Origin of the sequence: Bacillus sp. FSL H8-0534, assembly GCF_038005885.1 — a bacterium.
Lineage (GTDB): Bacteria > Bacillota > Bacilli > Bacillales > Bacillaceae_G > Bacillus_A > Bacillus_A pseudomycoides.
The window spans coordinates 3,284,404-3,308,088 of the sequence record NZ_JBBOUC010000001.1 but is presented as its reverse complement, the minus strand read 5'-3'; the positions used below and the strand labels follow the sequence as shown (position 1 = coordinate 3,308,088).

General features: G+C 38.3%; 29 protein-coding genes. 2 read left to right on the top strand and 27 right to left on the bottom strand.

Going from position 1 to position 23,685, the window contains the following annotated elements; translation table 11 throughout:
• Window positions 1-61: 61 nt before the first annotated feature.
• The 18 genes from MHH71_RS16955 to MHH71_RS16870 all read right to left on the bottom strand — a co-directional run bounded on the left by MHH71_RS16955 (window position 62) and on the right by MHH71_RS16870 (window position 14,059).
• Window positions 62-901 (bottom strand): DUF975 family protein, encoded by an 840-nt coding sequence (locus MHH71_RS16955; RefSeq protein WP_006096651.1) that lies wholly within the window; start codon window positions 899-901, stop codon window positions 62-64.
• 211 nt (window positions 902-1,112) lie between these two features.
• Window positions 1,113-1,514 carry a F0F1 ATP synthase subunit epsilon gene (gene atpC, locus MHH71_RS16950; RefSeq protein ID WP_006096652.1) on the bottom strand — a complete coding sequence of 134 codons (402 nt, stop codon included), beginning with the start codon at window positions 1,512-1,514 and terminating at the stop codon, window positions 1,113-1,115.
• Between the two features lie 20 nt (window positions 1,515-1,534).
• Window positions 1,535-2,929 carry a F0F1 ATP synthase subunit beta gene (gene atpD / locus MHH71_RS16945; RefSeq protein ID WP_006096653.1) on the bottom strand — a complete coding sequence of 465 codons (1,395 nt, stop codon included), beginning with the start codon at window positions 2,927-2,929 and terminating at the stop codon, window positions 1,535-1,537.
• Between the two features lie 236 nt (window positions 2,930-3,165).
• A complete protein-coding gene (gene atpG, locus MHH71_RS16940; protein WP_003202288.1) occupies window positions 3,166-4,026 on the bottom strand; it encodes a F0F1 ATP synthase subunit gamma in 861 nt (286 codons plus the stop codon).
• 215 nt (window positions 4,027-4,241) lie between these two features.
• Window positions 4,242-5,750, bottom strand: a complete 1,509-nt coding sequence (gene atpA / locus MHH71_RS16935; RefSeq protein WP_006096654.1) for a F0F1 ATP synthase subunit alpha — start codon at window positions 5,748-5,750, stop codon at window positions 4,242-4,244.
• Window positions 5,751-5,761: 11 nt separating this feature from the next.
• A complete protein-coding gene (locus tag MHH71_RS16930) occupies window positions 5,762-6,304 on the bottom strand; it encodes a F0F1 ATP synthase subunit delta (RefSeq protein ID WP_018764928.1) in 543 nt (180 codons plus the stop codon).
• Window positions 6,301-6,807: a F0F1 ATP synthase subunit B gene (atpF, locus tag MHH71_RS16925; protein WP_003202282.1), complete on the bottom strand. Its 507-nt coding sequence runs from the start codon at window positions 6,805-6,807 to the stop codon at window positions 6,301-6,303. Before atpF ends, MHH71_RS16930 begins: the two co-directional genes overlap by 4 nt.
• 126 nt (window positions 6,808-6,933) lie before the next feature.
• The gene (atpE, locus tag MHH71_RS16920; protein WP_000052064.1) at window positions 6,934-7,152 is read right to left on the bottom strand and encodes a F0F1 ATP synthase subunit C; all 219 of its coding nucleotides are present in this window, start codon (window positions 7,150-7,152) and stop codon (window positions 6,934-6,936) included.
• A 61-nt stretch (window positions 7,153-7,213) separates the two neighbouring features.
• A complete protein-coding gene (gene atpB / locus MHH71_RS16915; protein ID WP_006096655.1) occupies window positions 7,214-7,933 on the bottom strand; it encodes a F0F1 ATP synthase subunit A in 720 nt (239 codons plus the stop codon).
• A gap of 7 nt (window positions 7,934-7,940) precedes the next feature.
• A complete protein-coding gene (locus MHH71_RS16910) occupies window positions 7,941-8,333 on the bottom strand; it encodes an ATP synthase subunit I (RefSeq protein WP_006096656.1) in 393 nt (130 codons plus the stop codon).
• The gene (locus MHH71_RS16905; protein WP_001171217.1) at window positions 8,333-8,557 is read right to left on the bottom strand and encodes an AtpZ/AtpI family protein; all 225 of its coding nucleotides are present in this window, start codon (window positions 8,555-8,557) and stop codon (window positions 8,333-8,335) included. Before MHH71_RS16905 ends, MHH71_RS16910 begins: the two co-directional genes overlap by 1 nt.
• Window positions 8,558-8,583: 26 nt before the next feature.
• Window positions 8,584-8,697: a DUF4024 domain-containing protein gene (locus MHH71_RS16900; protein WP_003202277.1), complete on the bottom strand. Its 114-nt coding sequence runs from the start codon at window positions 8,695-8,697 to the stop codon at window positions 8,584-8,586.
• Window positions 8,698-9,070: 373 nt separating this feature from the next.
• Window positions 9,071-9,700, bottom strand: coding sequence for a uracil phosphoribosyltransferase (gene upp / locus MHH71_RS16895; RefSeq protein WP_003202275.1), 630 nt, complete (start codon window positions 9,698-9,700; stop codon window positions 9,071-9,073).
• Between the two features lie 451 nt (window positions 9,701-10,151).
• Window positions 10,152-11,393 (bottom strand): serine hydroxymethyltransferase, encoded by a 1,242-nt coding sequence (gene glyA, locus MHH71_RS16890; RefSeq protein WP_006096657.1) that lies wholly within the window; start codon window positions 11,391-11,393, stop codon window positions 10,152-10,154.
• A gap of 251 nt (window positions 11,394-11,644) precedes the next feature.
• Window positions 11,645-12,217 carry a TIGR01440 family protein gene (locus tag MHH71_RS16885; RefSeq protein ID WP_018764926.1) on the bottom strand — a complete coding sequence of 191 codons (573 nt, stop codon included), beginning with the start codon at window positions 12,215-12,217 and terminating at the stop codon, window positions 11,645-11,647.
• Between the two features lie 57 nt (window positions 12,218-12,274).
• A complete protein-coding gene (gene rpiB, locus MHH71_RS16880; RefSeq protein WP_003202270.1) occupies window positions 12,275-12,718 on the bottom strand; it encodes a ribose 5-phosphate isomerase B in 444 nt (147 codons plus the stop codon).
• Window positions 12,719-12,856: 138 nt separating this feature from the next.
• The gene (locus MHH71_RS16875; protein ID WP_018781180.1) at window positions 12,857-13,297 is read right to left on the bottom strand and encodes a low molecular weight protein arginine phosphatase; all 441 of its coding nucleotides are present in this window, start codon (window positions 13,295-13,297) and stop codon (window positions 12,857-12,859) included.
• Between the two features lie 264 nt (window positions 13,298-13,561).
• Complete coding sequence (locus tag MHH71_RS16870) at window positions 13,562-14,059, bottom strand: PTS sugar transporter subunit IIA (protein WP_006096660.1); 498 nt, start codon at window positions 14,057-14,059, stop codon at window positions 13,562-13,564.
• A gap of 390 nt (window positions 14,060-14,449) precedes the next feature.
• Between MHH71_RS16870 and MHH71_RS16865 the strand changes: the two genes are divergently transcribed.
• The gene (locus MHH71_RS16865; protein WP_006096661.1) at window positions 14,450-14,836 is read left to right on the top strand and encodes a DoxX family protein; all 387 of its coding nucleotides are present in this window, start codon (window positions 14,450-14,452) and stop codon (window positions 14,834-14,836) included.
• A gap of 366 nt (window positions 14,837-15,202) precedes the next feature.
• On the top strand, window positions 15,203-15,814 hold the full coding sequence (locus MHH71_RS16860; protein ID WP_003202262.1) for a flavin reductase family protein: 612 nt from the start codon (window positions 15,203-15,205) through the stop codon (window positions 15,812-15,814).
• Window positions 15,815-15,879: 65 nt separating this feature from the next.
• Here the strand turns inward: MHH71_RS16860 and MHH71_RS16855 are convergent, their stop codons facing one another.
• The 9 genes from MHH71_RS16855 to MHH71_RS16815 form a co-directional block, all read right to left on the bottom strand.
• Window positions 15,880-16,155 carry a DUF3935 domain-containing protein gene (locus MHH71_RS16855; protein WP_018781178.1) on the bottom strand — a complete coding sequence of 92 codons (276 nt, stop codon included), beginning with the start codon at window positions 16,153-16,155 and terminating at the stop codon, window positions 15,880-15,882.
• A gap of 229 nt (window positions 16,156-16,384) precedes the next feature.
• Entirely contained in the window at window positions 16,385-16,933 is a 549-nt protein-coding gene (locus tag MHH71_RS16850; protein ID WP_006096663.1) for a manganese efflux pump MntP, read from the bottom strand.
• A gap of 333 nt (window positions 16,934-17,266) precedes the next feature.
• A complete protein-coding gene (locus MHH71_RS16845; protein ID WP_006096664.1) occupies window positions 17,267-18,310 on the bottom strand; it encodes an L-threonylcarbamoyladenylate synthase in 1,044 nt (347 codons plus the stop codon).
• A gap of 107 nt (window positions 18,311-18,417) precedes the next feature.
• Window positions 18,418-18,876: a mechanosensitive ion channel protein gene (locus MHH71_RS16840; RefSeq protein WP_018764922.1), complete on the bottom strand. Its 459-nt coding sequence runs from the start codon at window positions 18,874-18,876 to the stop codon at window positions 18,418-18,420.
• Window positions 18,877-18,926: 50 nt separating this feature from the next.
• Window positions 18,927-19,802, bottom strand: a complete 876-nt coding sequence (spoIIR, locus tag MHH71_RS16835) for a stage II sporulation protein R (protein WP_006096666.1) — start codon at window positions 19,800-19,802, stop codon at window positions 18,927-18,929.
• Between the two features lie 311 nt (window positions 19,803-20,113).
• Window positions 20,114-20,965 (bottom strand): peptide chain release factor N(5)-glutamine methyltransferase, encoded by an 852-nt coding sequence (gene prmC / locus MHH71_RS16830; protein ID WP_006096667.1) that lies wholly within the window; start codon window positions 20,963-20,965, stop codon window positions 20,114-20,116.
• Window positions 20,965-22,032: a peptide chain release factor 1 gene (prfA, locus tag MHH71_RS16825; RefSeq protein WP_026008495.1), complete on the bottom strand. Its 1,068-nt coding sequence runs from the start codon at window positions 22,030-22,032 to the stop codon at window positions 20,965-20,967. The genes prmC and prfA overlap by 1 nt, the downstream gene beginning before the upstream one ends.
• A gap of 397 nt (window positions 22,033-22,429) precedes the next feature.
• The gene (locus tag MHH71_RS16820; protein WP_006096669.1) at window positions 22,430-23,014 is read right to left on the bottom strand and encodes a thymidine kinase; all 585 of its coding nucleotides are present in this window, start codon (window positions 23,012-23,014) and stop codon (window positions 22,430-22,432) included.
• A gap of 109 nt (window positions 23,015-23,123) precedes the next feature.
• Window positions 23,124-23,369 (bottom strand): type B 50S ribosomal protein L31, encoded by a 246-nt coding sequence (locus tag MHH71_RS16815; protein WP_000643436.1) that lies wholly within the window; start codon window positions 23,367-23,369, stop codon window positions 23,124-23,126.
• Window positions 23,370-23,685: the final 316 nt, after the last annotated feature.

Below are 23,685 nucleotides of genomic sequence, written 5' to 3'. Positions count from 1 at the left end.
GGTTTTCATCATTCAAAAAGATAAAGTACATATGTGCATCTCGTTTCTATATGTACTCCTATCATAATTCTTTATTTGATATGTGTTGATAAAAATGCGCTGTCGTTGTTAAAAAATATGGACATAACAAAACAAATCCTATTCCAAAAATAAACATAGCTAACACGTTCCAACCCATGAAACTTAGCCATAAAAAAGGAATTATAGGTAACACTGCCCAACCGATGAAGCTCAACCATAAAAGGAATAAATCCATTTTATGCCCTTTCATAATTGCCTTACTCTCTTTCATCGCTTGTAAAACACCATATTCCGGATGTTCTATCATAACATAATATGTCATTGTATAAGAAAAATAAATAATAATAACAATAATAAATGCAATAATCAATAGAACTAAAAAGGCAATACCTAATCCTTCTCCAGCTCCATTACCAACTTGTGCTAACAAAAAAAAGATACTGATTACTACAACAGGAATCCAAATCCCACAATATAAAAAGATTAAGAACATTGGTTTCGCAGCATTCCACATTCTTTTAAAACCACGGAATCCTTCAAATAAAGCATCTAGTGAAGCATCTTTTCTCCTACTGATCTGTACATACACGCTCGTGAGACCATACGCCATAATACCATATGATGCAATATTAGCAATTATTATAAGTAAATAGAACATCACAATGCCAAGACCTACACCGATTCCCATCTCTTCCCCTTCAAATATAGTTGTATAATCGACTACTAATAAAAATACAATAGCAAAAGGCAGTATTATAATAAGTCCGAGGATTATCGATATAAGATAGTTTAAAATAAAATATAAAATTGTCGAACCTATACCCAGTCCCCATCTCCCCTTCAATGATTGCAAAGCTTCTCGTTTCATTTCACTAATCAAATTCTCATCCCCTTTTGTTCAACCAAAGTCTCGAGTTTCTAAGTAGAAACATAATAATTATACCATTTTTATGATACATAGTTTTCCATTTTTTAAAATATAGGGAAATGTTGATTGAGAGAGCTTTTTTATACTTAACCTTTTTCTTTTACAGTACTTTAACATCACAGCATAAAAAAATCCGTAAAGGAATGAACCTTTACGGATTTTTTTATTTCATATCAGAAACGTTCAAACGGTTTACTGCACGCTGCAGCGCCAGTTCTGCACGCTTGAAGTCAACATGTACTTGTTTATCTTGCATACGTTGCTCAGCACGGCGCTTCGCTTCGTTTGCACGATGAATATCGATATGGTTTGCTTCTTCAGCAGATGGTGCTAATACTGTTACTTTATCTGGACGAACTTCGATAAAGCCACCGCTTACTGCTACATAATCAGTGTGACCGCCATTTTTCAAACGAACCGCACTAATTTTCAGCGGTGCAACAGTTGGAATGTGACCTGATAAGATCCCCATTTCCCCACTTTCTGCCTTCACGCTTACCATTTCTACTTCTTTTTCGTAAACCGGTCCATCAGGAGTTACAATACTGACTGGAAATGTCTTCATAATTCGTCCCTCCTAAGGCCTTACGCCATCATTTTCTTCGCGTTTTCAATAACTTCTTCAATACTACCAACAAGACGGAATGCATCTTCTGGAAGGTCATCATATTTTCCTTCTAGAATTTCTTTGAAACCACGAACTGTTTCTTTTACAGGTACGTAAGAACCTTTTTGACCTGTAAATTGCTCCGCTACGTGGAAGTTTTGTGATAAGAAGAACTGAATGCGACGAGCACGTTGTACAACTAACTTATCTTCTTCAGAGATCTCATCCATACCTAAGATAGCGATGATATCTTGAAGCTCTTTATAACGTTGAAGAGTTTGCTGTACTTGACGAGCTACTTCATAATGCTCTTCTCCTACGATTTCTGGAGAAAGTGCACGAGATGTAGATGCTAATGGATCTACCGCTGGGTAAATACCCATTTGTGTTAAACGACGCTCTAAGTTTGTTGTTGCATCTAAGTGAGCGAACGTTGTAGCTGGTGCTGGGTCAGTATAGTCATCGGCTGGTACATATACCGCTTGGATAGACGTGATAGACCCTTTATTTGTAGATGTAATACGTTCTTGTAATTGACCCATTTCTGTTGCAAGTGTTGGCTGATAACCTACCGCAGATGGCATACGACCAAGAAGGGCAGATACTTCAGAACCCGCTTGCGTGAAACGGAAGATGTTATCGATGAACAATAGTACGTCTTGTCCTTGCTCATCACGGAAATGTTCAGCCATTGTTAAACCTGTTAATGCAACACGTTGACGTGCACCAGGTGGCTCGTTCATTTGTCCGAATACCATCGCAGTTTTCTTGATTACGCCAGAATCGCTCATTTCATGGTATAAGTCGTTACCTTCACGAGTACGCTCACCTACACCAGCGAATACAGAGATACCACCGTGCTCTTGTGCGATGTTGTTAATTAATTCCTGAATTAATACTGTTTTACCTACACCGGCACCACCGAATAGACCGATTTTACCACCTTTAATGTAAGGAGCAAGTAAGTCTACTACTTTAATACCAGTTTCAAGAATTTCTACTTTTGTAGATAACTCTTCGAATGCAGGTGCTTGACGGTGAATTGGATCACGGCGTACATCTGCTGGAACCTCACCATCTAAGTCAATTGCATCACCTAATACGTTAAATACACGACCAAGTGTTGCATCACCAACTGGAACAGAAATCGCTTTGCCAGTATCTTCTACTGCAGTACCACGAACAAGTCCGTCTGTGGAAGACATCGCAACTGTACGAACTGTATCATCACCTAAGTGAAGTGCAACTTCTAAAGTTAAGTTAACTGCGTCTTGTTTAATTCTAAGGGCATTGTAGATTTCAGGTAGCTTTCCGCCGTCAAACTTAACGTCTACAACCGGACCCATGATTTGCGTAACGCGCCCTTTATTCATCGGGTTCCCTCCTAGCTTTCTTTAAATTAGCCAGCTTTCTATGAGAGTCGGCTTTCATTTTTTATTAGTATAGCTTGGGCGACTCTTCCAAAAGAGCCGCTTCCGCTTTTTATTAATCTAGCTCCAGCGGTTAGAATGCTCGGTGACTTCGCTTTTTCCTGCGAGGCAAAGAGCGCCTCTACGTCAAAAGCTCCATCCCCCTCCCATTCTGAACGAACCGCTTCCGCCTTATATTACTATTCTAACGCTGCTGCGCCACCAACGATTTCCGTAATCTCTTGCGTAATCGCTGCTTGACGAGCACGGTTGAATGAAAGTGTAAGTGAATCGATAACTTCCATCGCGTTGTCTGTAGCACTTTTCATTGCTGTCATACGCGCTGCGTGTTCACTTGCTTTACCGTCTAGTAATGCACCGTACACTAAGCTTTCTGCGTATTGTGGCAATAACACTTTTAAGATATCTTCTTCAGAAGGTTCAAATTCATAAGCTGTCGTCGGTTTGTCAGATGTCACTTCCGTAAGCGGTAAAATTTTATTTTCCGTTACTTCTTGTGAAATTTTACTTACAAAATGATTGTAGTAAATGTACAGTTCATCATAAGCACCATCTGCGAACATCGCGATTGCTCGAGAAGCAAGGTCTTTAACATCTGTAAATGATGGGTGGTCAGATAATCCAACTACTTCATCAATAATGTTAAAGCCGCGACGTTTTAAATAATCACGTCCTAGTCGTCCAAGCACAATAATTGAATATTGGTTTGAATCCATATTATGACGTTCACGAATTACGTTACTTACTGTACGTAATACGTTACTGTTATAACCACCTGCTAGTCCGCGATCAGATGTAATAACGATGTATCCTGTACGCTTTACAGGACGCGCTGTTAGCATTGGATGATTGATCCCTTTGCTACCTTGCGCAATACTCGCTACTACTTCTTGAATCTTTTCCATATACGGAACGAAAGATTTAGCATTTTGCTCTGCACGACTTAACTTCGATGCAGATACCATCTCCATCGCTTTCGTAATTTGACTCGTTTTCTTAGTCGAGTTAATTTTCGCTTTTATATCGCGTAAAGATGCCACAGGTTTTCACCACCTTTTTTCCGGAAGTTGGCACGATTAGTAAGAATCCTTTTCGTTCATCTTTCTAATCTACATTGCAAGATATTCTTGCTCATGATTGAAGGAAAAGAATAGGTGCACCTACTCTTTTCCTCTACATAACCGTCAGCAATTCCTGTAAGAATTGCCTGTTTATATAATCTAGTTTCAGCGGCAGAAGCCGCTTCCGCTTTTTATTATTCAGAAGCTACGAATACTTTTTTGAATCCGTTGATTGCTGCTGCAAATTTGTCGTCATCCGCAAGTTTCTTTGTTGTGCGAATTTCACTTAATAGCTCAGCTGCATTTGAATCTAACCAAGCATGGAATTCTTCTTCAAAACGAGTGATATCCGCTACTGGAATATCATCTAAGAATCCACGTGTTAAAGCGTAAAGAATAATAACTTGTTTCTCTACTCGTAACGGCTTGTGTAATCCTTGTTTTAATACTTCAACTGTGCGAGCACCACGGTTTAATTTCGCTTGTGTTGCTTTATCAAGGTCAGAACCGAACTGAGCGAACGCTTCTAACTCACGATAAGACGCAAGGTCAAGACGAAGTGTACCTGATACTTTACTCATCGCTTTAATCTGAGCAGATCCACCAACACGAGATACTGAAGTACCTGCATCAATCGCTGGACGTACGCCAGAGAAGAATAAATCAGATTGTAAGAAGATTTGTCCATCTGTAATAGAGATTACGTTTGTTGGAATGTAAGCTGATACGTCCCCTGCTTGTGTTTCGATGAAAGGTAGAGCTGTTAAAGAACCGCCGCCTCTTGCATCACTTAATTTTGCCGCACGCTCTAGTAAGCGAGAATGTAAGTAGAATACATCCCCTGGATATGCTTCACGACCTGGAGGACGACGTAATAGTAATGAAAGCTCACGGTAAGCAGCTGCTTGTTTTGATAAGTCATCATATACTACTAATACGTGTTTACCATTGTACATGAACTCTTCACCCATTGTTACACCAGCATAAGCAGCTAAGTATAATAATGGAGCTGGTTGAGAAGCTGATGCAGTTACAACGATTGTGTATTCTAACGCACCGTGCTTACGTAGTGTTTCTACTACGTTACGTACTGTAGATTCTTTTTGTCCAATTGCAACGTAGATACAAATCATATCTTCATCTTTTTGATTTAAGATTGTATCAAGTGCAACTGCTGTTTTACCAGTTTGACGGTCACCGATGATTAACTCACGTTGACCACGACCGATTGGTACAAGAGCATCGATCGCTTTAATACCTGTTTGAAGTGGCTCATGAACAGATTTACGATCCATTACACCTGGTGCTGGACTTTCGATTGGACGAGTGCTTGTTGTATTGATTGGGCCTAAACCATCTACTGGTTGACCTAATGGGTTTACAACACGACCGATTAGTTCTTTTCCTACTGGCACTTGCATGATGCGACCAGTACGACGAACTTCGTCACCTTCACGGATTTCTGTGTAAGGTCCTAAAATAATGATACCTACGTTATTTTCCTCTAAGTTTTGTGCTAGTCCCATAACGCCGTTAGAGAACTCTACAAGTTCACCAGCCATAACGTTATCTAGACCATGAGCACGCGCGATACCGTCACCAACTTGGATAACTGTACCAACATCACTAACTTCGATTTCAGACTGATAGTTCTCAATTTGTTGCTTTATCAGTGCGCTAATTTCTTCAGCTCTGATGCTCATGTGCTTCACCCCTATCTATTCTTCATAAGTTCACGCTGAATACGTGCTAATTTTCCTTGTAAACTACCATCATAAATGCGATTTCCAATGCGTACTTTAATGCCGCCTAGTAAATCTTCATCTACAACATTTTTTATACGGATTGCATCTTTTCCTGTTCTTTTTGCAAATGATTCTGCAATGTTAAGCTTTTCATCTTCTGATAGAAGACGAACTGAATATACAGTTGCATCAGCTACGTTACGTTCTTCATTAGCAAGAGCAACATATTCATTTGCAATTTCAGGTAGAATTTCAATACGTTTGTTATCAACTAAAATATATAACGTATTTAAAATTGATTCAGAAACAGAAGCAAACACGTTAGAAAGAAACGTTTTTTTCTGCTCCTTTGAAATGTTTGGTTGTGTTAAAAAGCTATGTAGTTCTCCGTTTTTTACAAAAACGTTTTGTACAAGGCGTAATTCTTCCTCAAACATTTCTAATACGTGTTTTTCTTTTGCAATTTGAAAAAGAGCGACAGCATAACGTTTTGCTACAATCTCATTGCTCATCGCGCTTCTCCTACTTCTTTAATATAATCGCGAATTAACTTCACTTGGTCTTCTTCTTTTAATTCTTTCTCAATTACTTTAGAAGCAATTTGAACAGATAAAGAAGCGACTTGTTCTTGCAGAGCAGCAATCGCATGCTCTTTTTCGCGTTGAATTTCTTGTACAGCAGATGCTTTAATAGATTCTGCTTCTTCTTTTGCAGCAGCAACAATAACATCTTTTTGATCTTCTGCTTGCTTTTTCGCTCTTTCGATTAACTCTTGTGCTTCAACACGTGATTGTTTTAACATTTCACGTTGTTCTTCTACTAATTTCTTCGCCTCTGCATTGTTTTGTTCTGCAGCATCGATTTCACTAGCAACATGCTCTTCACGTTCCTTCATAATTCCCATCAAAGGACCCCAAGCAAATTTACGTAGCATGATTAATAAAATTAGGAAAACTAACAATGTATAAGCAATCGTTCCAAATGGAATGGCAGCTCCTAAAATTAAAGTTGGCACAAGGATTCACTCCCTTCGTGATATCTAAATTGACTATATGAAAAAAAAGACAACCATTTCGTTCATAAAGCAATGGCGAAGAAAGTCCAAAAACACTCTTCGCCATCTATGTAAGGGGAGTCTCCCTTATTTGTTCATTACGATGAATGCAATAACTACACCGATGATTGGAAGTGCCTCAACTAATGCAACCCCGATGAACATAATTGTTTGAAGTGCGCCTTTTAATTCTGGTTGACGAGCAACACCTTCGATTGTACGTGATACGATAAGACCGTTACCAATACCTGCACCTAATGCTGATAAACCAATTGCAATTGCAGCTGCGATTACACCTAAACTCATTTAATTTGTCCTCCTTTGTATTATAAAAAAATAGATTTTTTTACTTACTTATTAAAGTATATTAATGGTCATGACTTACTTTATGAGCCATATAAACCATCGTTAACATTGTAAAGATAAACGCTTGGATTGAACCAACGAATACACTGAATCCCATCCATGCTAACATCGGCACAATAGCACCTAATGCTCCAAGTACTGTACTTCCGCCTAATTTAGCAAGTAATCCTAATAAAATCTCACCAGCATAGATGTTACCGAATAGACGAAGACCTAACGTTAATGTGTTAGCAAATTCCTCAATAACCTTTAAAGGAAATAAGAACTTCATAGGTTGGAAAAATCCTTTTAAGTATTCTTTTGTACCCTTCATCTTAATTCCATAATAATGGGTGAGGGTAACTACCATCACGGCTAATGTTAATGTAACTGCTGGGTCAGACGTTGGCGATCTCCACCATGCAATGTGTTCACCAGCCTCAGTTGTTGAATACATGAATGGTAGGCCGAGCATGTTTGATACGAAAATAAACATCATAAGTGTAACGCCGAGTGTTAAAAAGCGTCCACCTGTTTTCCAGTCCATCGTACTGTTAATAATCCCTTTCGCAAAGTCTAAAATCCACTCAAGAAAGTTTTGCATTCCTGTTGGACGAAGAGCTAATGTGCGAGTTCCAATAACAGCGATTAAGAAAACAATAACTGCTGCCACAGTAACCATCATGACTGAGGACAAATCGAACGTTAAACCTAGAAATTCAACTAATTTACCGTGTTCCACTAGTAATTCACCTCTCTTCCCTGCTCTTATACTCTAAATAAAGAAAATCTATGATCATGACAAGATATCCTGTCAGCAATCCTACACCTAAGCTCCACATCGCAATTAAATGCTGATATTTCGCGGCAAATAAAATTAATAACCCAATCGTGGCAAATCTCGAATATGTACTAACAGCCGTTGCTTTAAATTTCACGTTTTCTCCATTTGTAACGCGATCTAATAGCTTGTCTGTTCTACGTGCAATGATGCGCAAACTAAGAAAACTGAAAATCGTTCCGATAATCAGTCCAAGAAATACATCCTTGTAAGAGGTAAATCCCCATCCTAGCACTAGAAGCGCAAGCAAGTAGTACATATATTTCTTTTGTCTGTGGACAAGTCCATGTACGTCTATCATCATTGCTCTCCCGAATAGTAATGTCGAATGAGTCGAATCATTGCGTAAATCCCTGTTCCTAATCCTAGCAATAAGCCTATAATAAGAAACAACGGAAACGTTCCAACCTTACTATCAATCCATTGCCCACCAAAAATTCCAACAAGAATGGAACCAACTAATTGAGCAAGAATACCTGACATTAAAGCATAAGCTTTTACCGGGTTGCGATCGTTTTTTTGCAAGGATTCATCCCTCCAATATGTAACCCTCATTCACGATGTGTTAATAATAACTCATTTTCTTGCATAAATTCTATACAAAATAAAAAGTTTACTTTTTCGTCACGGAATAGATGCAAATTTGTCACTGAAAGCCCTACCATCCATCCCCGTAGTTAGCATACAATAGGGTATTAGCACTGTCAACGAGAAATCGTAAAAAATCAAAAAATTTGAGTATTAGTAATTTCTTGCCAAAAATGAAAACGTTCCCCTTCTAAATACTGGTCAAAGATATCTGATTTCTTCAAGTTTTCTCCTTATAATAGAAGAAAAAGTTCACAAGTTTGTCACTATTATATTTTTACGATATAACGTTTTTCTTCTATAATATAGGGCTTATTAGACGTTTGACTTCTATATTATATGTGAAAAATATGCAAGTTATGTTGCATATACAAAAAACACCATACTCCTCCCCTACCCTCAATATTTATACAAAAAAGACGAGTGGGGAATTCCCTCTCGTCTGTTGTCTTACTTCGTTCCAAATAAACGGTCACCAGCATCGCCAAGACCTGGAACAACATAACCATGGTCATTTAATTTTTCATCTAATGCCGCCACATAAATATCAACATCAGGATGTTCTTCTTGTACTACTTTTACTCCTTCTGGTGCAGCTACGATACACATTAATTTAATTTGCTTCGCACCGCGCTTTTTCAGAGAGTTAATTGCTTCAGCTGCAGAACCACCTGTTGCTAACATCGGATCAAGTACGATAAAGTCACGTTCTTCTACATCCGTTGGAAGTTTCACATAGTATTCTACCGGTTGCAATGTTTTTGGGTCACGGTATAAACCAACGTGTCCTACTTTTGCTGCTGGGATTAATTTCAGAATTCCGTCTACCATTCCTAAGCCTGCACGTAAAATCGGAATTAGACCAAGCTTTTTACCAGCGATCACTTTTGTTTTCGCTTTGCTTACAGGTGTTTCAATTTCGATTTCTTCAAGTGGAAGATCGCGTGTAATTTCAAATGCCATTAAGCTTGCTACTTCATCCACTAATTCACGAAATTCTTTTGTACCTGTATTTTTATCGCGAATATATGTAATCTTATGTTGAATTAACGGGTGATCAAATACATACAGTTTTCCCATGTGAATCTCTCCTTCAGATGATATTCATGCGTGCGTACACGCCGTTTTACACTATTTACGATTGTAAAGAAAACGCTACTAATATTCAAGGGCAAATTTGGAAAAGTTTCAAATCTATTATGAACCTACCTAATATCTTTACCAATTATGGAAGTCGTATCCTTCATTATATATCCAAAAATTATTCATTGTTTGTATACATACTTCGGAAGTTATCTATGTTCTCACTTAGCTAACCCGCTCTCCTATGTGGAAATATCCAAATTTTACTATCTTAAAACCCATTTATCCTGCCACTCGCAGACAGAGAAAACTACAATTTCATATCTTCTACGGTAGAAACTATCACTTATAGAAGGTATTCTGAAAAACTATCTATTAAGAACTTGTGTTTCAAATGAAAAAAAGACTGCTGAAACAATATATGCTTCAGCAGTCTTCATCTAATCTATTATAGATCTGTATACATTGGGAACTTATCTGTTAATGCTTCTACACGCTTACGTGCTTCTTCTAATGCAACTTCATCCTCATGATTTTTTAACGTATGAGCAATAATTGCTGCAATTTCATCCATTTCTTCTAATCCGAAGCCACGAGATGTTACCGCCGCTGTACCAATACGTATGCCGCTTGTTACAAATGGGCTTGCTGTTTCAAATGGGATTGTGTTCTTGTTTACAGTAATACCAACTTCATCTAATACATGCTCTGCAACTTTACCTGTAATATCTAGGTTACGAACATCGATTAAGATAAGATGGTTGTCCGTTCCACCAGAAACAAGTGTAAGTCCTTCCTTTTGAAGACCTTCTGCTAAGCGCTGTGCATTATTAATGATATTTTGTGCATATGTTTTAAAGTCTTCTTGAAGTGTCTCACCAAATGCAACAGCTTTCGCAGCAATTACGTGCATTAGTGGTCCACCTTGAATACCAGGGAAGATTGATTTATCAATTTGCTTTGCAAATTTTTCTTCACATAAAATCATACCGCCACGTGGGCCACGTAATGTTTTATGTGTTGTTGTTGTAACGAAATGTGCATGTGGTACTGGGTTTGGATGTAAACCTGCTGCAACTAAACCTGCGATATGTGCCATATCTACCATTAAGTATGCACCAACTTCGTCTGCGATTTCACGGAATCTCTTGAAATCGATAACACGAGGGTACGCACTTGCACCTGCAACGATTAATTTTGGCTTATGTTCTTTTGCTTTTGCTAACACATCATCATAATTGATGCGGTGTGATTCAGCATCAACGCCATATTCTACGAAATTATATTGTACCCCACTGAAGTTAACAGGGCTTCCGTGTGTTAAGTGACCACCGTGGGATAAATTCATACCAAGTACTGTATCGCCTTGCTCTAAAATCGTGAAGTATACAGCCATGTTCGCTTGTGCACCAGAGTGTGGTTGAACGTTCACATGCTCTGCGCCAAAGATTTCTTTTACGCGATCACGTGCAATATCCTCTACTACGTCTACATGCTCACAACCGCCATAGTAACGTTTACCAGGATATCCTTCTGCATACTTGTTTGTTAAAACAGAACCTTGTGCTTCCATTACAGCTTCACTTACGAAGTTTTCTGAGGCAATTAATTCAATTTTTGAACGCTGTCTTCCTAGTTCTGCTTCAATTGCAGCAAATACCTTTTCATCTTGACGTTTTAAATGATCCACCAAAATCCCCCTTTTCTGAACGAATTACACTGATTCCCGATAGTTTTTTCTTATTTATTGAGAAAAAACGAAAATTCAAGTTGTAATTCTTTAGAACCTTCATGTTTTCAACTACATTCTAACATGACTTTCTATATCATAAAAGAAAAAAAGACCGAGTTCGGTCTTTTCTTTTATCCTTTACGAAGTCAGACTACATACCTCTTTACATGTTATATAAAGGATACAGTATTTCTGTTTCTTCTTTATTTTTAGCTACAGGTAACTGTTTCTTCTACTGCCGCATATACAGCACGTGCCCCACCAATAAGTTTCGCACGTGTTTTAGCCATCGTTACGTGTGCACTTCCAATCTCTTTTACACGTGTACGAATTGGAACCGCAACATGTTTTAGATGCATACCAATAAATGTATCACCGATATCCATGCCCGCATCTGCTTTTATAAATTCCACGACTACAGGATCCTTTAGATTGTGATAGGCATATGTTGCTAATGCACCACCGGCTGATCTAACAGGCGTAACAGTTACAATTTCAAATTGATACTTCATTGCTACTTCTCTCTCTACTACTAAAGCACGATTTAAATGCTCACAACATTGGAATGCCAACTCTATACCAGCTTGCTCTTGAAATTGTTTTAGCTCAAAAAAAATCGCTTCCGCCACTTCCATCGTTCCTGATGTCCCAATTCTCTCTCCGAGCACCTCGCTCGTGCTACAGCCCACTACAAAAATTTGCCCGCTTTGTAAAGAAGCTTGCTCTTGAAAATCAGAAAGCGATATTTGTAGCTGCTCTTTCATTTTTACTATTTCCGTCATGACGCCTCTTCCTTCCACAGATTGGTTCAACAAATTATAGTATGTCCTAATAGAAGATTACTTCGCTTCGTATGTTTTAATTTTCCCTACGCGATTTTCGTGACGTCCGCCTTCATAATCAGTTGTTAGCCAAATTTTTGCGATATCACGCGCTAAACCCGCACCAATTACACGCTCACCCATCGCTAACATATTCGTATCATTATGTTCTCTTGTTGCTCTTGCACTAAATGTATCATGTACTAACGCACAGCGAATACCGTGTACTTTATTTGCTGCAATTGACATACCAATACCTGTTCCACAAATTAAAATACCACGGTCTACTTCACCATTTGCAACCATTTCTGCCGCTGGAAATGCAAAATCAGGATAATCAACAGAACCTGCTTCACATTCACATCCTAAATCAACATATTCAATATTCAATTCTTCTAATAAACTTACGATTTCTTTACGGATATTCATTCCACCGTGATCAGATGCTACTACTACTTTCATTTTGACCCCTCCAAAATTTTAGTGAAACTTCTATCAGGTAGGATTACTTATCCCCACTGATGAATGATTGCAAAAGTTTGATACTCACTTGCTCATTCCAAGCAAGGTCATCTCCAATATCGTATTATACACGAAACATTAACCTTCTGAATATTTTTCCAATAAAGTTTGTACAAGTTTTTCCATCTCTACTAATGTTGATTGATAAATAGAAAGAGAACCGCCAAACGGGTCTGAAATATCTTTACTTGTACCCTCTACAAATTCATAGAATGTATGCACTTTCTCCCTAGCACTCGGATGATATTCAACCGCAAGTTGTTTATGGCTTTCCGTCATCGTGAGTACCATATCAGCCCACTCAAGTAATTCATTCGTTATTTGCTGCGAAGCATGCGCTACTTTAATCCCCTTTTCTGCTAATGCATCTTTTGCATGTAAAGATGCATCACTTCCAAAACTGGCAAAAACACCAGCAGACTTCGCCTCAAATTTCCCTTCCCCATAGTGACGAAGCAACGCTTCTGCCATTGGGCTACGACATGTATTTCCAGTGCAAACAAACAACACTCGCTTCATCCAAATCCACTCCTTATGGTGAATGTCCTACATTCATCATAACGTACATTACAATGGAACAAAAGAAATGTGAACATACAAAAGGCGCATTTCCCTTTTATTTTTTCTAAGAGAAATACGCCTTATCCACATATATGTGAAACCCTAGTTCCAAGTACCTTCAATATAGTACCATACATCACTAAAACATCCCACGAAAAAAACTTATGACTAAATAAAATAAGGAATCCATTTCATATAAAATGGATTCCTTACAAAAAATCATTATTTCATTGTAACTTTCATTACTTCTGTTGAACCTTTTGTAGCTGAAACACCTACAGTTGTATTAATAGATTCAGCTGCATCTGTATTTGTAATAACAATTGGAGTAATTGTGCTTTTTGCTTTTTCGCGAATTAATTCTAAATCGAAAGAAATTAATTTATCGCCAGCTTTCACAGCTTGTCCTTCAGATACGTGGGCTTCGAAACCTTCGCCTTCCATTTTTACAGTTTCTAAACCAACATGGATTAAAATTTCTGTACCGTTTTTCGCTTTAATTCCAACAGCATGTTTTGTGTGGAATAATTGTACGATTTCGCCATCTACTGGTGCTACAACTACACCTTCAGTAGGAACGATTGCAACACCGTCGCCCATCATACGACCAGCGAATACTGGATCTGGTACTTCTTCAATATTTTTCACTTCTCCAGTTAATGGAGCTACGAGTGTTTCTACATTTGTTTTTGAACCAAGGCCAAATAATTTTTTAAACATAGGATAGTCCTCCTTATAATTAGGTTGAAAATGTATAGGGCAATCCCTAGTAAAGATTGAGATACACGTAAGACTTCACACTTCAAATATTATATTGTAAAAACGCTTTCGAAAAGAATTACGTTATTACCAATAGACCCTTATTGTATCGCTTTGCAAAATTCCAGTCAATTCAGATTGTCTGAATAACAATGATGAGAATTAACTTCTTACTTGTATTTTCTCTTTTTCTCCTCCACTTGTCTAGAGGTCTTTACAACATATTTATTTTTTATTATTGATTTGTAAAATTTTCTTCGAATTTCATAAGAAAGTCACTTGACTAAAGTAAGTAACTCATTTATTATAACTTACATAAGGTAAGTAAATAACTTTTTGGAGGTTTTATAAATGATGAACATCGGTCTTCTTCTTATTCGTCTTGTTATCGGAATTACATTCATGGGTCACGGTACTCAAAAATTATTTGGCTGGTTTGGTGGTCACGGTCTGAAAGGAACAGGCGGCTGGATGGAATCAATCGGCTTACGCCCTGGCGTATTCATGGCATTTATGGCTGGCGCAACTGAGCTATTAGGTGGTTTCTTATTCGCTGCAGGTATCTTCACTTGGGTTGGCTCATTATTTATCATTGGTACAATGCTAGTTGCAATCTTTACTGTACACGGAAAAAATGGCTACTGGGTAACACAAAACGGGTTTGAATATAACATGATCTTAATCGCTATTGCAGTTGGCGTTGCGTTAACTGGACCTGGCGCTTACGTTTTACTTTAATCAGTTATCTCAATTTCAAGATATATAAGTGCAAATTGAAAAAAACTTTTTTTAGGTGGGAGAGAGCATCCGGCCATGCATAGAAGCGGTCAGATCCTTTTCCAGCCCCATGCCAAGTGAAAACAAAGCGAGAAAATGAGTGCAGATCCTCTTTTATTCTTCATAGCCGCGACTTATATGTTGAAAAATCAAAATGTATTTATATATTTATTAATGATAGGAGTAGATTCCAAGCTGGAATCTACTCCTATTCTTTTTTCTCATTTACAAAAACCGTCAAAAAAATATTTTTTTAGCAGGAGTTTCCCTCCATTATCTTGTAAACAAACAAAGAAGTATTCATATCGAGGAAGGGAGATTACAAATATGCTTTCGATTAATCCAAACGAACAAACAGAAAAAGATAATTACAAATTATTAACAGGGAGTATCATTCCGCGCCCTGTAGCATTCGTAACTTCTGTAACAAAAGATGGTGTTTTAAACGGGGCTCCATATAGCTATTTTAATATCGTTGCTGCTAATCCGCCGCTCATTTCTGTTTCCGTACAACGTAAAGGAGGAGAAAGAAAAGATACTTCTCGAAACGCCATTGAAAAAGGTGAATTTGTTGTACATATTTCCGACGAATCCTATGTGGAGGCCATCAACGAAACCGCTGCAAACCTCCCTCCAAATCAAAGTGAAATTGAATTAGCGAAACTAACCCCGATCGAAAGTGATGTCATCTCCGTACCAGGCGTAAAAGAAGCGAATATTCGAATGGAGTGCGTATTAGAACGCGCCATCCCACTAGGTGGAACAGAAGACTCCCCAGCATGTGACCTTCTTATCGGCCGCGTTGTCCGGTTCCACGTCGCAGAACATTTATATGAAAACGGACGAATTCATGCAGAAGGACTAAAACCAGTAAGCCGCCTAGCAGGACACAACTACGCAAAATTAGGAGAACAATTTGAGCTTGTAAGGCCAATTTAAAAGTAGCGACAGCTCGTTCATTCCACAACAAAAAATCCCCCGCCATTATAAGCAGGGGATTTTTTTTATATTTCTTCACGCTTTTCTTCTAGCGTAGGCGCATTTTCCTTCTTCGGTTTTCCAAGCTTTACAACAAAGAAATATAAAGAGAGCAATGTAATAAGAAAAACGATAAAAAATGGATACGGCGAATAAAACATACGAGCCGTCTCTGTTTTTCCCTCAATAAATTTTAAAGAACTTATATCTAAAAACTCAGCAAACATTTGTACACCGAGCATACTAAACCAAAATACGAAAAAGCTAATAATAATACCCAAAATTTGTTTTACTCTTGTCACTTGTACCATCCCTTCTATGTATAAGAGTTAGAGTTATTTTTAGTACGACAAGCAATAATAGAAACAGTAAGGTTGTACAGGAAAGAGGCTTCCGTTATCATTCCCAATTTCATTTCATCCAGCAAAGTACTACTATTTATAAAATAGCCCCGCAAACAATAAACCTACATAACTATCTTGATAAAAATGTCAAAAACTAAATGTACCATTTTCTTATATGATAGCAAGATTATATTGGAAAAAGAAGACATAATCCAAACCCAACAAGAATAATACCGCCGAGTACTTCACCATATGTACCGAGCATATGCTTTGCATGTCTTCCAATAAGTAAACCACCCCATGCTAATATCATACTGACCAATCCAAACATCAATATTGTTACAACCATTTGCGCTCCGTAAATCCCGAGGCTGAGCCCAACTGAAAAGCTATCTATACTTACACTAAATGCAAATACCAATAAGCTAATTCCCACCGGAGCAGACCTTGTTTCTTCACTTTCTAAAATGGAAGAATACACAATATAAAATCCTAATCCAATTAACAGAATAGCCCCAGCAACAGTCGCAATATGCCCAAATTTCTCTGATAAAAAACGACCTAGTATCATACCGAGAAACGGCATAACAATATGAAACAGCCCTATTGTCATACCGATATAAATGATTTGTCGCATTCTGAGCGTTATCATACCCATGCCGAGGCTTACAGAAAATGCATCCATCCCTAAGGCAAATGCCATTATAATCAAAGGTACTAGTTGTTCAACCGTCATCCATGTCCCTCCTCGGACTTGCTACTTCACAATATGCTCATCCGAGGAGAAATAGAATCTACGAAATTTTTCTGTATAAAGTGAAACTTTAATCAGTGGGAATTTTCTTCATCCCCCACTGATTATTAGCCCCACTAATCGGGCTTTTACAGGATACATCCATTTCAATTATTCAACATTCACATTAGGGCCATGAAAAACAAAAGGTGACCCCGCGCTCGTTCTCTCCTTCTGGTTTCACTCGGCATGGGGCCAAAAAGGTACTGACCGCTTCTATGCATGAGCGGATCCTCTCTTCCACCCTAAAAAATAGGTTTTAATTTTTCAACTCGCCTACTCTTCAATAATAATATGATGCCCTGCCGCTTTCGTTAAACGGTTCATGATCGCATTTCCAATTCCTTCATTCGGAAATGACTCACTAAAAATCACATCTACTTTGCTGGCATCGAATGTTCTCAGCACATCGTATAATTTAGTTGCAACGCTTGCTAAATCACTTCGCACTCCGCAAGACAATACAACATCCGCTTTATATTCATGTTGATATTCTTCTGTCGTTAATACACCTACCGTATACCCTTCGTCTTTCTTCTGATCTATAAGCTGTTGAATAAAATCACGAGACCCTTCAACAATACTAAGTGGTGCTTTCGGTGCATAATGTGTATATTTCATCCCTGGTGCCTTCGGTTTTTCTTTCTCATCTTTTAGCGCAGGATCTAACGAAACAGTTCCGATCACTTCTTCTAGCTGCTCCTTCGTAATTCCACCTGGACGTAAAATCGTCGGTACTTCACTTGTACAATCAATTACCGTTGATTCAACCCCAACGCCAGTCGCACCACCATCAACAATACCAGCAATCTTTCCATTTAAATCTTCATATACGTGAGATGCTAGTGTTGGACTCGGACGCCCAGAACGATTGGCACTGGGTGCTGCAACAGGTACATTCGCTTCTTCAATAAGAGCTAGCGCCACTGGATGATCCGGCATTCTAACTCCAACTGTATCTAAACCAGCCGTAACCTTTTCAGAAATCCCCTCTTTTTTCGGTAAAATAATTGTTAATGGTCCCGGCCAAAAGTGCTTCATTAAGACTTCTGCAACCTCTGGTATTCCTCTAACAATTCCTTTTAACTGCGATTTAGAACCAATATGGACAATCAGTGGATTATCACTCGGTCTGCCTTTCGCTTCAAAAATTTTCGCAATTGCTTCATCATTCATCGCATTTGCTCCTAGCCCGTATACCGTCTCTGTCGGAAAAGCAATCGCTTCATTTTCCCTTAGTAATTTTGCTGCTTTTTGTAATTGTGGATAATCTTTTTTTATTTCCACAACATTATCCACAGTCCACATATTTGTATGCATTTTTTCCCACGTCCTTTTTTCCCATGAAATACTTGTTATATTTAGTTTACTATGAGATTTATCCAAAAGACAAACAAGGTTTATCCACAAAATGTGGATAAACCCAATTAATCAGTGGATAACTTTGTGAATAGCTGACAATTTAGTATTATTACATTCTGCTGTTTTATATTTTCACAAAAATGTTCTAACTGCTGAATATCCTCTGGAACTTTATGTTTTTCCACAGTTATAAAGTTAAAAAACTGAAAGATCGTCACAGATTGTGGATGATTTGTGAGTAAATATACTTGCCCCATACTTTTCTCTTTCATATACTGCAAAAACATTTCAAAAAAATATAAGAAAGTCTTGTTATCCACAATAGGTGTGAACAAACAAGAACGAATGAGTGCATTTTCTCCTTTTTGTTCATAACCAATTACAGCTTGTATCTCTCCGTCATCTTCCAATATCATAAATTGCTCGTATAACTCATTTATTTTATCATCTTTTTTATTAGCTTGTCCGAAAAAAGAATGTAATCTCTCAACATCAGCGTTTGTAGCAAAATAAGTCTTTTTCACAACAAATCCCTCCTCATTTCTATATATGAGGAAGGATTCCAAACTAGTACTTATTTAGAAAATAACGATGTGAATGCTTCTACAATAAATAATTTCACTTTCGGTTTTTCCTCTTGCTCTTCTATTTCTACTGTTTCAATTGTTTGTTTTTGTTTCTTCTCCAGAGGCTTTTCTATTTTTTCCACAGGCTGTTTTTCTCCCTGTTTTACGCTTTTTTCTTGTGCAATCTTTTCATTTGTTTCTTTCACAGGAGTTTGTACTTTTGAAATAACCTCTTTTTTCGATGTTTCTTGTCCCTTTTTTTGTTTCGACAGAACATCTTGATTTTGTTTTTCCGATACCTCTTCTTTTTCTTCCTGTATTTTTACTGGCTGTTCTTCCTCATCCATTGATTCTGCTTTTACAACATGCTCCTCTTTTTTTACAGCCGATCCACTAGAGAAATCTAGAAAACACATTGGCGGGAATAACACGCACCACCAATTTGCCCCTTCGCCTTTTCCAATTGAAATGAGTACTGCTTCATATTCCCCTGCTGGATAAATAAAATTCCCATATACTTTTGTAGGAAATTTAATGTTTTTGCTAAATGTAACTTGAAATGATTCTTTACTTCCTTCGCGTTTTAACGTATTAGCAACCGTTTTTTCAATTTCTGGGATGTGACTCTGAATAACGCGACGTGCGTCTTCAAACGATTTCAAATCTGCTACCCAACCATCAATTTGCGTCTTTACTTCATCGCGCACTTTACGTTTTAGCGCCTGATCTTCCTTCGAATCGCTATTTGCTAAAATACGTAATCGAACAGCTTCTTTCGGAATAACAGTTTTTCCCTTCGCATCAACTTTCATATATCCAAACTGCACAAGTAACTGTGCACCAATTAATAATAAAAGAAAATAGGCAATCGCTTGTTTTTTCATCTCCTACACCGTCCCTTCTGTAAACAGTGTAGACACTCTTACCTCTTTCTAAACTATTAAATTCTAAATCTATAGAAAAACTTTCGAGTGTAGTAAATACAAATTGAAAAAAACGATTTAAAACCTTTCTTTTTGGGTGGAAGAGAGCATCTAGCCATGCATAGATGCGGGCAAGGTCCTTTTTTCTTCCCATGCCACATGAAAACAGAAGGAGAAAACGAGGGCAGGTCACCTTTTATTTTTCATAGCCGCGACTTATATGTTGAAAAGGCAAAATGGATTATATAGAAAAATGGAGTAAGGTTCTATCCTTACTCCATTTCCGCAAATACCATACGATCTTTTCCGTTAATATCAAATACAACTTCTACATGGGCATGCGGAAATGTCTGCTGCAATAACCTTTTAACATCTTCACCTTGCCCTATGCCTACTTCAAAAGCAACAATTGCTTTTCTTTGCAAGACGTTTGGCAACTCTTCCATAAAACGGCGATAAAAATCAAGCCCATCTTCCCCGCCAACAAGCGCACGCTTCGGTTCATGCTCTTTTACAACCGGAGAAAGGCCTCTCCAGTCTTCTTCTGGAATATACGGGGGATTCGAAACAACAACATCTAATTTTTGCCCCGTTTCATAAAACGGTGATAATAAATCACCATGATAGAACGTTACATTTGCACCTAATGCTTTTGCATTTTCTTTCGCAACTTCAATAGATTCCTGTGCGATATCTACTGTATACATATGAAGATTTTGATTTTCTAAAGCGAGCGTAATTGAAATTGCTCCACTTCCCGTACCAATATCAGCTATATGCAGTTCCTGCTTACCAAACATACGCTGGATTCTATCTAATACACCTACTATAAGCTCTTCTGTTTCTGGTCTTGGTATTAATACTTCTTCATTTACGAAAAACGAACGACCATAAAACATTTCATATCCCATCATATATTGAACAGGAATCCCACCTACATGTTTGTGGATAAAGTTCGTAAACGTCTTCTGTTGTTCCTCAGACATTTCTTCACGCATGTTCATCATTAAGCCTGTTCGATTCGTCTTTAATACATGACAAAGGACAATTTCTCCCGCATTTTCATCTCGCCCATTTTCTTGTAAAAAAGAAGAAGCCCATTTCAGGGCTTCATAGACACGCATTACTCAGCTGCCTCCATCTTTTGCGCCTGATCTTCCATCACTAAGGCATTGATGAAATCATCTAACTTACCTTGTAAGATTTGATCTAGCTTCTGAATCGTTAAACCGATTCGATGGTCTGTAACACGGTTTTGCGGGAAGTTATACGTACGAATACGCTCTGAACGGTCTCCCGTACCAACAGCTTGTTTACGGTTTTGATCGTACTCAGCTTGCGCTTCTTGTCTAAATTTATCATAAACACGTGCACGTAATACTTTCATTGCTTTTTCTTTGTTCTTAATTTGCGATTTTTCATCCTGACAAGATACAACTACACCAGTCGGTAAATGCGTTAAACGTACCGCTGACATCGTTGTATTAACACTTTGTCCACCAGGACCACTAGAAGCAAATGTATCAACACGAACATCTTTTTCATGAATATCGATTTCTACTTCTTCTGCTTCCGGTAATACAGCTACAGTTGCTGTAGAAGTATGGATACGTCCACCAGATTCTGTTTCCGGAACACGTTGCACACGGTGTGCACCATTTTCAAACTTCAACTTTGCGAAAGCGCCTTTACCGTTGATCATAAAGATAATCTCTTTATATCCACCTAACTCTGTATAACTCGCTTCGATAATTTCAGTTTTCCAACCTTGTACCTCAGCATAACGGCTATACATACGGTATAAATCACCAGCAAATAAAGCAGCCTCATCGCCACCAGCAGCACCACGAACCTCCACAATAACGTTTTTATCATCATTCGGGTCCTTTGGAACAAGTAAAATTTTCAGACGCTCTGATAATTCTTTCTCTTGTCCCTCTAACTCAGAAACTTCTTCCTTTACCATTTCACGCATGTCAGCATCTAACTTTTCTTCTAACATTGCCTTCGCATCTCGTAATTGCGCACGAACATCTTTATACTCACGGTACACCTCTACCGTTTCTTGCATATCAGATTGTTCCTTTGAATATTCACGAAGTTTATTCGAATCACTAATAACCTCTGGATCACTTAACAGCTCGTTTAACTTCTCATAACGATTTTCTACAGCTTGCAAACGATCTAACACATCATTCACCTCAACATCCTAGTCTTTAATACAAATAGTATATGGTACTTAATCAAAAAAACGCAAATTATTATTTTAAAAGTGCAGGCGGCTCGCTCAGAATGGGAGGGGGATGGAGCTTCTGACATAGAGGCGCCTTTTTCCTCGCAGGAAGAAGCGAATCCACCGACCATTCTTGCCGCCGGAGCTAGATATTATTTAAAAGCGTAGGTGGCTCGTTCAGCTCTGACCGGCTAAGGTTCTTTCGCACACAAGGCGCTCTTTGCCTTTTTTGCGGAAGGTTCTTAGACGCGAAGAGCTTGCCACCGAAACTAGATATTATTTTAAAGGTGCAGGCAGCCCGCCCCACTCTTCATCTATTTTCGAAAAAAACCCGCCCTATTGTAGCGAGTTTTACTTATTTTTGTTTTGTAGGTACTGCATGACAATGACGACAACGCGGCTCATATGACTCTGAAGCCCCAACTAAAATAATTGGATCATCGAATGCAGCCGGTTCTCCATCAATTAAACGTTGTGTACGGCTTGCTGGAGACCCGCATACAGAACAAACTGCTTGCAATTTTGTTACATGTTCAGCAATCGCCATCAGCTGAGGAACTTGTCCAAATGGTAGACCACGGAAATCTTGGTCTAAACCGGCTACAATGACACGATAGCCACGATTTGCCAATATTTGCACCACTTCCACAATGTCCCCATCAAAGAATTGCACCTCATCAATTGCAATAACGTCCATTTCTTCTGTTATATGATTAAATATATCTTTTGAAGCTGAAACAGGAACTGCTTTTACCTTTAATCCATTATGTGATACAACATCTTCTTCACTATAACGGTTATCAATACATGGTTTAAATACAATCGCATGTTGCTTTGCAAATTGTGTACGGCGCACGCGGCGGATGAGCTCTTCTGATTTTCCAGAAAACATACTTCCGCAAATCACTTCAACCCAACCGTTTTGATTTATTAAGTACATGGAGCTCTCCTTTCATCTACTTTTTTATCCAAAGTAGGGTAAAGGTTTAATATTTTCGCAAAAAAAACAGACAAGCGAATAGATACACTTGCCTGTTTTATGTTTTTTATTACTTAAGACCGTATTTCTTATTGAAGCGGTCAACACGTCCGTCTGCAGTAGCAAACTTCTGACGTCCAGTGTAGAATGGGTGAGAATCAGAACTGATCTCAACTTTTAGTAATGGATAAGTGTTTCCATCTTCCCACTCAACCGTTTCGCTAGATCCTTTAGTAGATCCGCTTAAGAATTTGAAGCCTGTGTTTGTGTCCATGAATACAACTTTCTTGTAATCCGGATGAATTCCTGCTTTCATTCTTTTCATCTCCTTCCGCCCTGAATCATTTTCGAAACAGAGTTTTTCATCTTTAGCTGCGAATACAACTATAATGATGAAACACATATGATGAAATTATAACAAGGCTAACTTCATTTTGCAACTACCTGTTTTTGTCTTTTATAAATTAAAAGCGAAAGCGGCTCGTTCAGAATGAGAGGGGGATGGAGCTTCTGACGTAGAGGCGCCTTTTGCCTCGTAGGAAGACGCGAAGCCACCGACCATTCTTGCCGCTGAAACTGGATATACCTAAAAGCGAAGACGGCTCATTTAACTCTAACTAGCTAAACTTCTC

What these genes read in the sequence shown, in the direction of transcription:
- MHH71_RS16870 (WP_006096660.1), bottom strand. Translation starts at nt 14,059, where the DNA reads ATGTTTAAAAAATTATTTGGCCTTGGTTCAAAAACAAATGTAGAAACA.
- MHH71_RS16865 (WP_006096661.1), top strand. Translation starts at nt 14,450, where the DNA reads ATGATGAACATCGGTCTTCTTCTTATTCGTCTTGTTATCGGAATTACA.
- spoIIR (WP_006096666.1), bottom strand. Translation starts at nt 19,802, where the DNA reads ATGAAAAAACAAGCGATTGCCTATTTTCTTTTATTATTAATTGGTGCA.
- MHH71_RS16845 (WP_006096664.1), bottom strand. Translation starts at nt 18,310, where the DNA reads ATGCATACAAATATGTGGACTGTGGATAATGTTGTGGAAATAAAAAAA.
- upp (WP_003202275.1), bottom strand. Translation starts at nt 9,700, where the DNA reads ATGGGAAAACTGTATGTATTTGATCACCCGTTAATTCAACATAAGATT.
- atpD (WP_006096653.1), bottom strand. Translation starts at nt 2,929, where the DNA reads ATGAATAAAGGGCGCGTTACGCAAATCATGGGTCCGGTTGTAGACGTT.
- MHH71_RS16815 (WP_000643436.1), bottom strand. Translation starts at nt 23,369, where the DNA reads ATGAAAGCAGGAATTCATCCGGATTACAAGAAAGTTGTATTCATGGAC.
- MHH71_RS16910 (WP_006096656.1), bottom strand. Translation starts at nt 8,333, where the DNA reads ATGATAGACGTACATGGACTTGTCCACAGACAAAAGAAATATATGTAC.
- atpE (WP_000052064.1), bottom strand. Translation starts at nt 7,152, where the DNA reads ATGAGTTTAGGTGTAATCGCAGCTGCAATTGCAATTGGTTTATCAGCA.
- MHH71_RS16875 (WP_018781180.1), bottom strand. Translation starts at nt 13,297, where the DNA reads ATGAAGCGAGTGTTGTTTGTTTGCACTGGAAATACATGTCGTAGCCCA.
- MHH71_RS16885 (WP_018764926.1), bottom strand. Translation starts at nt 12,217, where the DNA reads ATGACGGAAATAGTAAAAATGAAAGAGCAGCTACAAATATCGCTTTCT.
- MHH71_RS16860 (WP_003202262.1), top strand. Translation starts at nt 15,203, where the DNA reads ATGCTTTCGATTAATCCAAACGAACAAACAGAAAAAGATAATTACAAA.
- MHH71_RS16820 (WP_006096669.1), bottom strand. Translation starts at nt 23,014, where the DNA reads ATGTACTTAATAAATCAAAACGGTTGGGTTGAAGTGATTTGCGGAAGT.
- prmC (WP_006096667.1), bottom strand. Translation starts at nt 20,965, where the DNA reads ATGCGTGTCTATGAAGCCCTGAAATGGGCTTCTTCTTTTTTACAAGAA.
- MHH71_RS16930 (WP_018764928.1), bottom strand. Translation starts at nt 6,304, where the DNA reads ATGAGCAATGAGATTGTAGCAAAACGTTATGCTGTCGCTCTTTTTCAA.
- atpA (WP_006096654.1), bottom strand. Translation starts at nt 5,750, where the DNA reads ATGAGCATCAGAGCTGAAGAAATTAGCGCACTGATAAAGCAACAAATT.
- MHH71_RS16850 (WP_006096663.1), bottom strand. Translation starts at nt 16,933, where the DNA reads ATGACGGTTGAACAACTAGTACCTTTGATTATAATGGCATTTGCCTTA.
- MHH71_RS16900 (WP_003202277.1), bottom strand. Translation starts at nt 8,697, where the DNA reads ATGGTAGGGCTTTCAGTGACAAATTTGCATCTATTCCGTGACGAAAAA.
- rpiB (WP_003202270.1), bottom strand. Translation starts at nt 12,718, where the DNA reads ATGAAAGTAGTAGTAGCATCTGATCACGGTGGAATGAATATCCGTAAA.
- atpC (WP_006096652.1), bottom strand. Translation starts at nt 1,514, where the DNA reads ATGAAGACATTTCCAGTCAGTATTGTAACTCCTGATGGACCGGTTTAC.